This is a genomic window from Pseudomonas gingeri (genome assembly GCF_013386115.1).
Taxonomy (GTDB): domain Bacteria; phylum Pseudomonadota; class Gammaproteobacteria; order Pseudomonadales; family Pseudomonadaceae; genus Aquipseudomonas; species Aquipseudomonas gingeri.
Map to the genome: position 1 here is coordinate 694,816 of NZ_JACAOR010000005.1, position 14,103 is coordinate 708,918.

General features: G+C 63.7%; 12 protein-coding genes. 7 read left to right on the forward strand and 5 right to left on the reverse strand.

Going from position 1 to position 14,103, the window contains the following annotated elements:
• Positions 1–90 precede the first annotated feature (90 nt).
• From dinG to pdxH, 5 genes are all read left to right on the forward strand, one after another.
• A complete protein-coding gene (dinG, locus tag HX881_RS11110) occupies positions 91–2,235 on the forward strand; it encodes an ATP-dependent DNA helicase DinG (protein WP_017126272.1) in 2,145 nt (714 codons plus the stop codon).
• 98 nt (positions 2,236–2,333) lie between these two features.
• A complete protein-coding gene (locus HX881_RS11115; RefSeq protein WP_177084414.1) occupies positions 2,334–4,697 on the forward strand; it encodes a beta-galactosidase in 2,364 nt (787 codons plus the stop codon).
• A gap of 148 nt (positions 4,698–4,845) precedes the next feature.
• Positions 4,846–5,991, forward strand: a complete 1,146-nt coding sequence (locus HX881_RS11120; protein ID WP_177084416.1) for a serine hydrolase — start codon at positions 4,846–4,848, stop codon at positions 5,989–5,991.
• 128 nt (positions 5,992–6,119) lie between these two features.
• Positions 6,120–7,337 (forward strand): OmpA family protein, encoded by a 1,218-nt coding sequence (locus HX881_RS11125; RefSeq protein WP_017126269.1) that lies wholly within the window; start codon positions 6,120–6,122, stop codon positions 7,335–7,337.
• Positions 7,338–7,376: 39 nt separating this feature from the next.
• Entirely contained in the window at positions 7,377–8,024 is a 648-nt protein-coding gene (pdxH, locus tag HX881_RS11130) for a pyridoxamine 5'-phosphate oxidase (RefSeq protein WP_017126268.1), read from the forward strand.
• Here pdxH and HX881_RS11135 read toward each other — a convergent pair.
• Positions 7,976–8,254 carry a hypothetical protein gene (locus HX881_RS11135; RefSeq protein WP_177084418.1) on the reverse strand — a complete coding sequence of 93 codons (279 nt, stop codon included), beginning with the start codon at positions 8,252–8,254 and terminating at the stop codon, positions 7,976–7,978. The genes pdxH and HX881_RS11135 overlap by 49 nt on opposite strands.
• A 173-nt stretch (positions 8,255–8,427) precedes the next feature.
• On the opposite strand from HX881_RS11135, the gene HX881_RS11140 reads away from it, so the two are divergent.
• Positions 8,428–8,892 carry an outer membrane lipoprotein gene (locus HX881_RS11140; RefSeq protein ID WP_042935318.1) on the forward strand — a complete coding sequence of 155 codons (465 nt, stop codon included), beginning with the start codon at positions 8,428–8,430 and terminating at the stop codon, positions 8,890–8,892.
• 138 nt (positions 8,893–9,030) lie between these two features.
• On the opposite strand, the gene nhaA is transcribed toward HX881_RS11140, so the two are convergent.
• The gene (gene nhaA / locus HX881_RS11145; RefSeq protein ID WP_017126265.1) at positions 9,031–10,206 is read right to left on the reverse strand and encodes a Na+/H+ antiporter NhaA; all 1,176 of its coding nucleotides are present in this window, start codon (positions 10,204–10,206) and stop codon (positions 9,031–9,033) included.
• A gap of 302 nt (positions 10,207–10,508) precedes the next feature.
• Here nhaA and HX881_RS11150 point away from each other — a divergent pair, with 302 nt between their 5' ends.
• Positions 10,509–11,606, forward strand: coding sequence for a pyridoxal-phosphate dependent enzyme (locus tag HX881_RS11150; protein WP_177084590.1), 1,098 nt, complete (start codon positions 10,509–10,511; stop codon positions 11,604–11,606).
• A 225-nt stretch (positions 11,607–11,831) separates the two neighbouring features.
• Here HX881_RS11150 and HX881_RS11155 read toward each other — a convergent pair whose 3' ends face one another.
• From HX881_RS11155 to HX881_RS11165, 3 genes are all read right to left on the reverse strand, one after another.
• Entirely contained in the window at positions 11,832–12,602 is a 771-nt protein-coding gene (locus tag HX881_RS11155; protein WP_177084421.1) for an SDR family oxidoreductase, read from the reverse strand.
• Between the two features lie 126 nt (positions 12,603–12,728).
• Complete coding sequence (locus HX881_RS11160) at positions 12,729–13,190, reverse strand: YehS family protein (RefSeq protein ID WP_017126262.1); 462 nt, start codon at positions 13,188–13,190, stop codon at positions 12,729–12,731.
• 57 nt (positions 13,191–13,247) lie between these two features.
• A complete protein-coding gene (locus HX881_RS11165; protein ID WP_177084423.1) occupies positions 13,248–13,958 on the reverse strand; it encodes an rRNA pseudouridine synthase in 711 nt (236 codons plus the stop codon).
• Positions 13,959–14,103: the final 145 nt, after the last annotated feature.

A 14,103-nucleotide genomic window follows, 5' to 3' on the forward strand; every position in this document is an offset into this window, starting at 1 on the left:
TCCGTTCGGCGCGGGATGAATTAGCGGGGTATGATAGCGGCCATTCGAACCACTGAAAATTTATCCAGCGTTTTTCGCGCCCGAAGACTCATGATCAGCACCGAACTCAAAACCACGATCCAGGGCGCCTACTCGCGTTTCCTCGAAGCCAAGAACCTGAAACCCCGCTACGGTCAGCGTCTGATGATCGCAGAAGTGGCGAAGGTGCTCGGCGATATCGACACCGATGATGAAGGCCGCCGCGATGGCGAGCCGGCCGTGGTTGCCGTCGAAGCCGGCACCGGTACCGGCAAGACCGTGGCCTACAGCCTGGCGGCGATCCCCACCGCCAAGGCCGCCGGCAAGCGCCTGGTGATCGCCACGGCCACCGTCGCCCTGCAGGAACAGATCGTCTACAAGGACCTGCCCGACCTGATGCGCAACAGCGGGCTGAATTTCAGCTTCGCCCTGGCCAAGGGGCGCGGGCGCTACATGTGCCTGTCCAAGCTCGACATGCTGTTGCAGGAAGGCCACGCGCAGACCGCGACGGCCCAGTTGTTCGAGGAAGAAGGCTTCAAGATCGAGGTGGATGAGGCCAGCCAGAAGCTGTTCACCAGCATGATCGAGAAACTGGCCGGCAACAAATGGGATGGCGATCGCGACAGTTGGCCGAATGCGCTGGAAGACGCCGACTGGGCGCGCCTGACCACCGATCACAGCCAGTGCACCAACCGCCATTGCCCCAACTTCGGCCAGTGCGCCTTCTACAAGGCCCGCGAGGGGATGGGCAAGGTCGATGTGATCGTGACCAACCATGACATGGTCCTCGCCGACCTCGCCCTGGGCGGTGGTGCGGTGTTGCCGGACCCGCGCGACACCTTGTATGTGTTCGACGAAGGCCATCACCTGCCGGACAAGGCCATCGGCCACTTCGCCCATTACACGCGCCTGCGCTCCACGGCCGACTGGCTGGAGCAGACCGCCAAGAACCTGACCAAACTGCTCGCCCAGCATCCGCTGCCGGGTGACCTGGGCAAGCTGATCGAGCAGGTTCCGGAGCTGGCCCGGGAGATCAAGACCCACCAGCAGTTCATGTTCACCGCCTGCGAGCAACTGGCCGACTTCAAGACCGGTGAGGACGTGGAAGGCCGCGAGCGGCCGCGCCATCGCTTTGTCGGCGGGCTGATCCCGGATCACCTGCGGGAAATGGGCATCGAGTTGAAGAAGGGCTTTGCCCGTCTCAATGACATCTTTACCCGCCTGACCGAACTGCTGAAGGAAGGCATGGACGGTGAGGTCAATATCGGGATCACCAGCAACCAGGCCGAGGAGTGGTACCCGCTGTTCGGCAGCCTGTTGTCCCGGGCCCAGGGCAACTGGGAGCTGTGGACCGCGTTCACCGTCGAGGATCCGGAAGACAACCCGCCCATGGCCCGCTGGCTGAGCCTGGCGGAAAGCGGTGCGCTGTTCGATATCGAGGTCAATGCCAGCCCGATCCTGGCGGCGGAAATGCTCCGGCGCAACCTGTGGAACGTGGCCTACGGCGCCCTGGTGACCTCGGCGACCCTGACCGCCCTCGGTACCTTCGACCGTTTCCGCATGCGCGCCGGCTTGCCGAAGAAAGCCGTGACGGCGGTGGTGCCCAGTCCTTTCCACCACGCCGATGCCGGCGTGTTGCGGGTGCCGGACCTCAAGGCCGACCCGCGGGATGCCATGGCCCACACGGCGGCGATCATCCGTGACCTGCCGGAGCTGGTCGAAGGTTCCAAGGGCACGCTGGTGCTGTTTTCCTCGCGCAAGCAGATGCAGGACGTGTTCGACGGCCTGGATCGCGACTGGCGCAAGCAGGTGTTCATCCAGGGCAACCTGTCCAAGCAGGAAACCCTCAACAAGCACAAGGCGCGGGTCGATGGCGGGGACTCCAGCGTGCTGTTCGGCCTGGCGAGCTTCGCCGAGGGCGTCGACTTGCCGGGTGCCTACTGCGAACACGTGGTGATCGCCAAGATCCCGTTCTCGGTGCCGGACGATCCGGTGGAAGCCGCCCTCGCCGAATGGATCGAAGCCCGTGGCGGCAACCCGTTCATGGAAATCTCCGTGCCGGACGCCTCGCTCAAGCTGGTCCAGGCCTGTGGCCGGCTGCTGCGCACGGAGCAGGACCGGGGCATCATCACCTTGCTCGACCGGCGTCTGGTCACCCAGCGCTACGGCAAGGCTATCCTCAATGCCTTGCCGCCATTCCGTCGTGAAATTTCTTAGTGTGATGTAGGTCAAATCGCCTATTTCGTTGTCTATGGGTGGCGCTTTACCAGCGCCACGCAGGCCCTTGACCGGCCGTTAGGGAGAAAATGATTCATATGATTCGCCGTACGCTGCCCGCCGTTTTTGCTCTGTTGTTCGCCGCGCCGCTGCTGGCCGCGCCCGCCGGTCAGCAGACGCTGTTCAATTTCGTTCGTCCGGCCGATGTGGTGCAGGTGGTGACCAACGGCACCGACCTGCCGCAAGCCAATGCCGAACAGACCGCCGAAGGTGAAGTGCTGCGGCGTGTCACCTTCAGCCCGAGCGCCCAGCCGAGCCTGCGCCTGACGCCGCAGAGCGGTGCCTGGGACTGGTCGCAGTCGGGGGTGATGAGCCTGCGGATCCAGAGTGCCATGGACTGGGCCCTGACCCTCTACGTGACCATCCAGAGCAACGACGGCAAGACCCTCACCAGTCGCGTCGACCTGCCGGCCGGCCCGGCGCAGACCCTGCTGGTACCGTTGCAGCCGTTCTCGCCCCTGAGCCAGGGCATGCGCGCCGGCCCGCCGATGCCGCTGACCGTGGATGGTCAGCGGATCCTGCTGGCGAGCAGCAGCGGTGAGCTGGATCGCAGGCAAGTGGTGTCGGTGACCTTGTCGATGGACAAGCCGAAAGTCGCGCAGAACATCCTCCTGGAGCGTTTTGGCGTGCAGAACGGCGACGATGTGATCAAGGCCGCCTACAGTTCGCTGGTGGACGGCTACGGTCAGTCCAGCCGCGCCCGCTGGCCGGAAAAGGTCAGTTCCGACGACCAGCTCAAGGCCGCCTCGAACAAGGAGGCGCAACAGTTGAAGGGCTGGCTGGCCGAGCGCGAGCGCAGTGGGCTGGACAAGTTCGGCGGTTGGACCAAGGGCCCGAGTTTCGACGCCACGGGTTTCTTCCGAACCGAGAAGCATGACGGCCGCTGGTATCTGGTGACGCCGGAAGGCCATCCGTTCTATTCCCTCGGCGTGAACACCGTGAGCGCCGGCGACCAGCAGACCTATGTCGAAGGTCGCGAATGGATGTTCGGCGAATTGCCCAAGGACGGTGAGCCGCTCGCCGGCTACTACGGCAAGGGCGATAACAGTGTCGCCCTGGCTTCCAATGCCGGGCGCGGCTTCAACCATGGGAAATGGTTCGACTTCTACGGGGCCAACCTGCAGCGCACCTATGGCCAGCCTTGTGCACAACCCAAGGAAGGCGAGCCGAAGGTGGCGTGTGCCGAGGGCTTTGACGCCAAGCGCTGGCAAACCCACACCCTCGACCGCTTGCAGGCCTGGGGTTTCAACACCCTCGGCAACTGGAGCGATCCGGCGGTGGGCCTGAACGATCGCGTGCCGTACACCTTGCCGCTGTCGATCGTCGGCGATTACGCCAGCATCAGCACCGGCAGCGACTGGTGGGGCGGCATGCCCGACCCGTTCGATCCGCGCTTTGCCATGGCGACCGAGCGTGCGGTCGCCATCGCCGCCCGGGATCACCGTGACGACCCATGGCTGGTGGGCTACTTCGCCGACAACGAACTGGCCTGGGCCGGTCCCGGCGATGATCCGAAATCCCGTTATGCGCTGGCCTACGGCACCTTGCGCATGACCACCGACGTTCCGGCCAAGCGTGCGTTCCTCAAGCAGCTGCGCGACAAGTACCGCAACCAGCAGGGCCTGTCGAAAGCCTGGGGCGTGGATATCCCGACCTGGGAGCAGATGGAGGACCCGGGGTTCGAGGCGCCGTTGCCGAACCCGGAACACCCGGAAATCGAGGCGGACCTCAAGTATTTCCAGAAGGTCTTCGCCGACACCTACTTCAAGACCATTTCCGATTCGTTGAAATGGCACGCGCCGAATCATTTGCTGCTGGGTGGCCGGTTTGCCGTCAGTACGCCTGAAGCGGTGGCCTCCTGTGCACAGTATTGCGATGTGCTGAGCTTCAACTTCTACACCCTTCAGCCTCAGGACGGTTACGACTTCAGTCAACTGGACACGCTGGACAAGCCGGTGCTGATCACCGAGTTCAACTTCGGCTCGCGGGATCGTGGCCCGTTCTGGGGCGGCGTGACCGAGCTGTCGAAGGAAGAAGACCGTGGCCCGGCCTACGCAAACTTCCTCAAGCAGGCGGTCAGTGAGCCTTCTGTCGTCGGGGTGCATTGGTTCCAGTACCTCGACCAACCCGTTACCGGTCGTCTGCTGGACGGTGAAAACGGTCACTTCGGCCTGGTCGGTATCACCGATGTGCCGTTCCAGGGCTTTGTCGAGAGCGTGCGCAAGAGCAACCTGCAGGCCCTCGAACTGCTGGCCAAGGCGGCCGAGAAAGCCAAGGTCGACGCCCAGCAGAAAGCGGCGAAGGGCATCGATCATGACGGTGGCGGCGGCAAGGGCCGTTCGGGCAGCGCCGGCGGCGCGGGCGCGGGCCATGCCGGCGGGCATTCCGGCAACGGCCACTGATCGAATTCACAGTGCCTGGGTAGCCCTGTAGGCACTTTTCCTACAGGGCGATGGTACGAATCGTCCGACCTGTGTCTGTTCCCAAACCGGGCAATCGCTGGAACAATGCACCCCACTTTGTCAGGCGTTAGCCCGGGGGAATTCAAGGGTGCAGATTCAGGGTCATTACGAGCTTCAATTCGAGGCGGTGCGCGAGGCGTTCGCGGCGCTCTTCGACGATCCCCAGGAGCGCGGTGCGGCGTTGTGCATCCAGGTCGGCGGGGAAACCGTGGTCGATCTCTGGGCCGGTACCGCCGACAAGGACGGTGCTGAGGCCTGGCACAGCGACACCATCGCCAACCTGTTCTCCTGCACCAAGACCTTTACCGCCGTCGCCGCGCTGCAACTGGTGGCGGAGGGCAAGTTGCAACTGGACGCTCCGGTGGCCCGCTACTGGCCCGAGTTCGCGGCGGCCGGCAAGGAAACCATCACGTTGCGCCATTTGCTCTGCCATCAGGCCGGGTTGCCGGCATTGCGCGAGCTGCTGGCCCCCGAAGCCCTCTATGACTGGCAGGTGATGGTCGATGCCCTGGCCGCCGAAGCGCCCTGGTGGACGCCCGGTGACGGTCATGGCTACGCCGCGATCACCTACGGTTGGCTGGTCGGCGAGCTGTTGCGCCGTGCCGACGGTCGTGGCCCGGGTGAATCCATTGCCGCGCGTATCGCCCGGCCGCTGGGGCTGGATTTTCATGTCGGCCTGCCGGACGCGGAGTTCCATCGGGTGGCGCACATTGCCCGCGGCAAGGGCAATGTCGGCGACGCGGCGGCCCAGCGCCTGCTGCAGGTGACCATGCGCGAGCCCACGGCGATGACCACCCGTGCGTTCACCAACCCGCCGTCTATCATGACCAGTACCAACAAGCCGGAGTGGCGGCGCATGCAACAGCCGGCGGCCAACGGCCATGGCAATGCACGCAGTCTGGCGGGTTTCTACAGCGGGTTGCTGGATGGCAGCCTGCTGGAAGGTGAAATGCTCGACGAGTTGACCCGTGAACACAGCCTGGGCATGGACAAGACCCTGCTGACCCAGACCCGTTTCGGCCTGGGGTGCATGCTCGATCAACCGGACGTCGCCAATGCCACGTTCGGCCTGGGCTCCAGGGCCTTCGGGCATCCTGGCGCGGGAGGCTCGATCGGCTTTGCTGATCCAGAGCATGATGTCGCCTTCGGTTTCGTGACAAATACCCTTGGACCGTACGTTCTCATGGACCCACGGGCTCAGAAGCTTGTACGGATTCTTGCCGGCTGTCTGTAGAATGTCGGCATCAGGCCGCAGGCCGGAACCCTGTGGCTTTTTTGCTTTCAAAGCGTCTGTTTACGTGGCCTTGGTGCCCTTGTATTCCTAAGTGCCCTTGTTTCTCTATCTCATTTTGTGGATTTCCAATGTCTTCGAATAAGTCCCTCGCCCTGGCCATCTGCCTGACCGTTACCGGTTGCGCACAAACTCCACAGAATGCAGATGGAGGCCATTGGTGGTCGTTCGGTTCGTCCGACAAGGTCGCCGAGAAGGACGCGGCCCAGGCCTCTACGGCTCCGGCCGCTGCCCCGGCTCCGGCTGCCAAGGACGCCAAGGCGGTCGCCCCTGCGGTTGCCAAGGATGCCAAGGCCGCAGCGCCTGCACCTGTCGCAGCGGCAGCCGCTGCCGCCCCGGCAACTGAAGCGAGCAGCGGCAGCAGCTGGTGGCCGTTCGGCTCTTCCGACAAGAAGGACGCGGCAAAGGATGCCGTCGCTGCCAAGCCCCAGGACAAGCCCGTGCCCCTGGCGACCGCGGTAGCCGCCGCGACCAACCCGGCTCCCCAGGCCGACCCGGCGACCCACTGGTGGTGGCCGTTCGGCAGTTCGGACAAGGCCAAGGAAACCGCCCAGCCGCCGGTCAAGGCCGTGCCGATGCCCGATCCGAAAATCACTCAGGCCTGGCTCGACGACTATGAACCGCGCCTGCGCACGGCGATCCAGGATTCTTCGCTGAAGCTGGAGCGTCGCGAAAATGTCCTGGTGATCATTGCCCCGATAGACGGTTCCTACAATCCGAAGCGTCCGGAAATGCTGTTGCCCGTGACCCTCGGGCCTTTCTCGCGCATTGCCAAGGCCGTTGAAGGCGATCCGAAAACCGCGGTATTGGTTCTCGGTCACGGCGACAACAGCACCGGTGCCGACTCAGCCCAGGCCCTGAGCCAGCAACGCGCCCAGTCGGTCGCGGCGATTTTCCGCCTCAGCGGCCTGCAGCGCGATCGCCTGATCCTGCGTGGCATGGGCTCGGTGATGCCGCGCGCGGCCAATGACAGCAGTGAAGGTCGTGCCCTGAACCGCCGGATGGAAATCCTCCTGACCCCGCAGAACACCATGGTGGCGTTGCTGAGCAAGTACAGCATTCCGCCTTCGGCGCTGGCACCGGCGACCCTGGTGGCGGCACAGGACACCAAGCCGGCAGTGGCTCCGGCACCGGTCGCGAAGAAAGCGGCCACCACCACCAAGGCCAAGGCTCCGGCCAAGAAGGCAGCGGCCAAGGCCCCGGCGAAGAAAGCCCCGGTCAAGAAAGCCGCACCGGCCAAGGCAGTGGCGAAGAAAGATCCGGCGGCTGACAGCGCGGCCAAGAACTGATTCGCGATTGATTGATTCGGGATTAGAAGGGAAAACACCATGACCCAGTCCCTGGCCGATATGCGCCGCGACTACACCCGCGACGGTCTCACCGAGGCCCAGGCCCCGGCCGAGCCGTTCGCGCTGTTCCACCAGTGGTTTGCCGATGCGGTGAAGACCGAGCAGCCGCCGGTGGAAGCCAATGCCATGACCCTGGCGACCGTCGATGCCGACGGTCGTCCGCATTGCCGTATCCTGCTGTTGAAGGGCCTGGACGCAGAGGGCTTTACCTTCTTCACCAACTACGAAAGCGACAAGGGCCGGCAACTGGCGGCGCGGCCGTTCGCCGCCATGACCTTCTTCTGGCCAAGCCTGGAGCGGCAGGTGCGGATCGAGGGGCGGGTGGTCAAGGTCTCGCCACAGGAATCGGATGCCTACTTCCAGGTCCGTCCGCTGGGCAGCCGCCTGGGCGCCTGGGCTTCACCGCAGAGCCGGGTGATTGCCGACCGTACCGAACTGGAGGAGTTGCTCAAGGCCACCCAGGCACGGTTCAGCGATACCCAGCCGGATTGCCCGGAACACTGGGGAGGTTATCGCCTGCTGCCGGAACGCATCGAGTTCTGGCAAGGTCGTGCCAGCCGCCTGCATGACCGCCTCGACTATCGTCTGGTCGATGACGGCTGGAGCCGCTCGCGCCTGGCCCCCTGATCGGGATATTCTGCAGCGGCGGCCTCGAGCCAGCGCTGCAGATCCCGGCGCTTCACCTTCTGCTTTCGGGCGGCGTCGAGACGCTGCAGCATGAACTTTTGCAGTGCTTCGCTGTCTCCCGCTAGCGACAATGCGAGGTCGCGGTCCATCCAGCGTCTGATTCTCATGTACAGCCAGCCGTGGAAATACAAGCCGGCGGCGGTAGTGATGACAATGATGAAGTAATCCATGACAGTCCTTGTGGCAGGCGGGGCGGGCGACTTGAAAGAACGCTACCCTGTCCTCAGTCTTGTTGTGCGCCGGCTGTACCGGTGCTGAATGAAAACCATTTTATCCGCCGGCTGCCGTGACAGAGATCAAGCCGCGGAGTTTAATTGAGTCATGTCCTTTTGGAGTTGCCCTTATGCGTAAGTCTGTTTTGTTGATTGCTTCCTTCTCCACAATGGCCATGCTGCTCGGTGGCTGCACCAACAGCCTGACCGGCGACAGCTACTCCCGCGATGAAGCCCGTCGTGTGCAGACCATCCGCCTGGGTACCATCGAATCCCTGCGTCCGGTACAGATCGAAGGCAGCAACTCGCCAATCGGTGCCGGCGCCGGTGCGATCGTTGGTGGTGTCGGCGGCAGCGCCATCGGCGGCGGCCGCGGCAGTATCGTCACCGCGGTAATCGGTGCGGTAGCCGGTGGTGTCCTGGGTAACATGGCCGAGAAAGGCCTGACCAAGACCCAGGGCGTGGAAATCACCGTGCGTGAAGATGACGGCAGCCTGCGTGCCTATGTGCAGGAAGTGGCGCCGAACGAAATCTTCCGGGTTGGCGAGCGCGTACGTATTTCCACCGTGGGTGGCACCAGCCGCGTTTCCCACTGATCCGACGATCAGTCTGTAAAGCAAAACCCCGGCCAGGGAACTGGCCGGGGTTTTTTGTTTCAGGGGATTACTGCTCGATCATTCCCACGCTCTGCGTGGGAATGCCGTCAGTGAAGCCCCGTGTCCGTCTCTATGCGATCACTGGGGTTGGCGACTGGCCATGGCCGTCACGGCATAACCGATCAGCGCGGCAAGGATCGAGCCGGTGAGGATGCCCATGCGGTCCATGCCGACGTATTCGCTGCTGCCCGGAACAAAGGCCAGGGAGCCGACGAACAGGCTCATGGTGAAGCCGATACCGCAGAGGATCGCCACACCGAGCACCTGGCCCCAGTTGGCACCGTTGGGCAGTGCGGCCATGCCGGCCTTGACCGCCAGCCAGGTCAGGCCGAACACGCCGACGGTCTTGCCGATCAGCAGGCCGGCGGCAATGCCCAGCGGTACGTGATGGGTGAAGCTGTCGAGATTGACCCCCGTCAGCGACACACCGGCGTTGGCAAAGGCAAACAGCGGCAGGATGCCGAAGGCCACCCAGGGATGCAGCGCATGTTCCAGGCTGAGCAGTGGCGACGTCTCGGAGTTCTTCGTGCGCAGGGGGATGCAGAAGGCCAGGGTCACGCCGGCCAGCGTCGCGTGCACGCCACTCTTGAGTACGCAGATCCAGAGGATCAGACCGATGATCATGTAGGGGCCGAGCTTGACCACGCCGAGGCGATTCATCGCGATCAGGGCCACCAGGCAGGCGCCGGCCAGCATCAGCGACAGGGTCGACAGTTCACTGGAGTAGAACACCGCGATGACGATGATCGCGCCGAGGTCGTCGATGATCGCCAGGGTCATCAGGAACAGTTTCAGCGATACGGGCACGCGCTTGCCCAGCAGGGCCAGCACGCCGAGGGCGAAGGCGATATCGGTGGCCATGGGGATCGCCCAGCCACCCAGGGCCGCCGGGTTGTCCTTGTTCAGGAACCAGTAGATCAGCGCCGGCACGACCATGCCGCCGATCGCCGCGGCACCCGGCAGGACAATCTGCGAAGGCTTGGACAGATGGCCTTCGAGGACCTCGCGCTTGACCTCCAGGCCGATCAGCAGGAAGAACATCGCCATGAGGCCGTCATTGATCCACAGCAGCAGCGGCTTGGCGATTTTCAAGGCGCCGACCTGGGCCACCACCGGAACGTCCAGCAGGCCGTTGTACAGGTACGACAGCGGTGAGTTGTTGATGATCAGGGCCAGGGCTGCAGCGGCAATCAATAACAGACCGCTGGCAGCTTCCAACTGAAAGAAACGCGTGAAAGTGCTACGCAGAGGCAAGGTCGCTCTCCATTGATAAAGTCAAAAGGTGGGACACCCTAACCCGTACTGTTGGTTGTTAAAACAAAAGTTATATTCTTTTTTGTTATAAGCGGAAAATAGAGGTACCAATGGAAGGGAGCCTAGCAGTTGTATGTCCAAATGCGTCTTCACTGTATCTGTGCGGGCTGTAGGAAACTTCCTATAGTTGCTGTTGAGTCCTGGCGGAGCTGTCCGCCTTTTTCCTTCAGCGGTTTGGCCAAGAGCCAGTGGCGCAACAGTTCGTCAGCGCCTTCGAGCGTGCCCGTTCCAACGAGTAACCGATCATGAGCGACAATCGACAGTGGGCCCGGGAAGCGATCCGGATCATCGAGGCTGACTTCCAGCGCAGTGCCGACACCCACCTGATTCCCTTGCCGCTGCCGGGCCTGCCGGGCATCGAGTTGTACTTCAAGGACGAGTCCAGCCACCCCACGGGCAGCCTCAAGCATCGCCTGGCACGCTCGCTGTTTCTCTATGCCCTGTGTAATGGCTGGTTGAAACCGGGAGCGCCGGTAATCGAGGCGTCCAGCGGTTCGACGGCGATTTCCGAAGCCTATTTCGCACGCTTGCTGGGGCTGCCGTTCATTGCCGTGATGCCGGCGACCACCTCCCAGGAGAAGATCGCGCAGATCGCCTTCTACGGCGGCCAGAGCCATCTGGTGCAGGACCCGACGCAGATCTATGCCGAGTCCGAGCGCCTGGCCCGGGAAAGCGGCGGGCATTTCATGGACCAGTTCACCTATGCCGAGCGGGCCACCGACTGGCGGGCGAACAACAATATCGCCGAGTCGATTTTCCAGCAGTTGCGTTTCGAGCGGCACCCGGAGCCGAGCTGGCTGATTTCCAGTCCGGGCACCGGCGGCACCACCGCTACCCTGGGACGTTATGTGCGCTACCGCCAGCATTGCACCCGCGTGTTGTGCGCCGATGCCGAGCGTTCGGTGTTCTTCGAGTATTATCAGACCGGCGACGCCAGCCTGCGCCTGGAATGCGGTTCACGTATCGAGGGGATCGGCCGGCCACGGGTCGAGGCGTCGTTCCTGCCCAAGGTTATCGATGCCATGGTCAAGGTGCCGGATGCCTTGTCCCTGGCAGCCATGCATTACCTGGCACGACGCCTGGGACGGCGGGTCGGCGGCTCCAGCGGGACCAACCTGATCGGCGCGCTGATGGCGGCGCGGCAGATGGTCGAGGCGGGGGAGAGCGGCTCGATCGTGGCGATCCTCTGTGATGGTGGCGAACGTTATGCCACCACCTATTACGACGAAGCCTGGCTGAAGGCCCAGGGCTATCGCCTGGACGTGCTGATCGAGCGCGTCGCCGCCAGTGTCGAGCGCGGCGACGCGTTGCCCGAGGATGTGCTGCGGGCCGGGATCTGATCGGGAACTGAGGGCCTGACCTGATGGCCCCTTCGCGGGCAAGCCCGCTCCCACAAGTGTCCGAGGCCCTGCCGCTGTGGGAGCGGGCTTGCCCACAAGGGCCCGAGCTCCTGCCCCTGCGGGTGCTGGCTTGCCCACAAGTGTCCAAGGCCCTGCCCCTGTGGGAGCGGGCTTGCCCGCGAAGAGGGCGGCACAGGCGCTGCATGGGGCTGCTGACCAAGGCATCTACAGGCTGAAACCACCATCCAGCGGGATGATGTTCCCGGTCATGTAGGCACCAGCGGTGCTCGCCAGGCTGATGGCCAGTGCCGCCATTTCTTCCTCGCGGCCCCAGCGCTTCATCGGGATCAGCGCGGTGTCCTCGGCCAGCGCCTGTTCGTCGTTGCCGATATGCTGGGTCATCTTGCTCGGAAAGCGTCCCGGTGCGATCACATTGACATTGATGTGCTGGCCCACCAGTTCGCGTGCCAGGATTCGCGACAACTGGTGCAGGGCGGCCTTGCTCGGCCCGTAGGCATAGGCCTGTTCGCCGAACGAGGAAATCCCCGCCACCGAACCGATATTGATGATGCGTGCCGGGTTCCGCGCCGAGCCGGCCTTGCGCAGCAAGGGCAGGAATTGCTGGATGCAGTTGAATACCGACGTCACGTTCAGTTGCATCACTTTTTCCCAACCCTTCACCGGATAGCTCTCCAGCGACGCGCCCCAGGTGGTGCCGGCATTGTTGACCAGGATATCCAGCCGGTCGATCAGACCGCCCAGGCGCGTGGCCAGCTCCAGCACGCCCTCTTCGGTCGCGAGGTTGGCGGCCAGGGCGTGGCAGTGTCCCAGCGCCCCGAGTTCATCGGCGGTCTGCTGGCAGGCCTCGGCATCGCGGGCACAGACGTAGACCGTGGCGCCGGCCTCGACATAGGCCCTGGCGATCATCTTGCCGATGCCACGGGTTCCGCCGGTCACCAGGGCGGTGCGGCCTTGCAGGGAGAAGTAAGGGTGCATGGCGAGTCCTGAACGCGAATAGAGTCGCCATACCCTAGTCGTCAGGTGCCAAAAGTGGAGCCACTATTGCGTGGGGGAATGAGTCGTCATGCCTGCGGGGCCGTGTGGCCGCCGCAGGCCGCGGGATCAGCCGCGTACGCGCAGGGTCAGGCCCTTGAGGAAGTTGCGCAGCAACTGGTCGCCGCAGGGGCGGTAGTTGGTGTGGCCGAACTTGCGGAACAGGGCGCTCAGCTCCGGCTTGGACACCGGGAACTCGGCGGCCTTGAGGATGGCGTGCATATCGTCTTCCTTCAGTTCGAAGGCGACCCGCAGTTTCTTCAGGATGATGTTGTTGGTCACCGGCAGTTCCACCGGCAGTGGCGGACGGCTGTCGTCCTTGCCCCGCTTGAAGATCACCAGGCCGTCGAGGAAGTGCGCCATGACCTCGTCGGGGCAGTGCACAAAACCTTCTTCCTCGTCCTTTTTCAGGTAGGTGACGACATCCGCCTTGGCGACTTCGAAGCCGGTCAGCTTGATGATCTCGACGACCTTGGCATCGCTGATATCGAGCATGTAGCGCACGCTGCGCAGTACATCGTTATGAATCATGTGGGCAGTCCTGGGTGATAAGCGCCGCGCATCTGGCGCGGCGTTGGAATATTGGGGTTAGAACTTTTCCTTGGCCGACAGGTAACGCCACTGGCCCACCGGCACCTTGCCGATGGAGACGCCGCCGATACGGATGCGGCGGATGGACACGACCTTGAGGCCAACGGCCTGGCAGAACAGGGCGATCACGCCCGGCTGCGGATTTTTCAGGGCGAAGCGCAGGCGGTTCTCGTTCTGCCAGCTGGCCTTGACCGCCGGCAGTTCCTTGCCCTTGTAGGTCAGACCGTGGTTCAGCCGGTTGAGGCCGTGGGCGACCATGTCGCCGGCGACCTCGACCACATACTCCTGCTCGATCTTGGCGGCGTCGGCGGTCAGCTTGCGCAGGATCTTCCAGTCCTGGGTGAACACCAGCAGGCCGCTGGCGTTGGCCTGCAGGTCGGCGGCCGCGGTCAGGCGCAGGAAATGCCCCTTGAGCGGGCGCTTGCCGTAGCGGTGTTCCTCGGACAGGTTGGCGGCGTCGAGCAATTGCAGGGCGTTGTCCGCGCTCATGCCGGCCGGCTGGTTCAGCAACAGGGTCACCGGCTCCGGCGCGGTGGCCTTGGCTTCGGGGTCCAGCTCGACCTTCTGGGTGTCGACCTTGAACTGCGGCTCGTCGATGACTTCACCGTCGACCGTGACCCAGCCGCCTTCGATAAACAGCTCGGCCTCCCGACGGGAGCAACCGACCAGCTCGATAAGGCGTTTGGAAAGGCGAATGGGTTCAGACATGACAGCGGCCGTAGCAAAGGAGGGCAGTCATTGTACCCGCCTGGCGCCGGTTAAGCCCGGCAACATTTGTCGCAGCACGCGGTTAGGGGCAACTCCCTAGAGGAGCTGGCTTGCTGGCGATGGCATCCTTGAGGTCGCCAAGAGC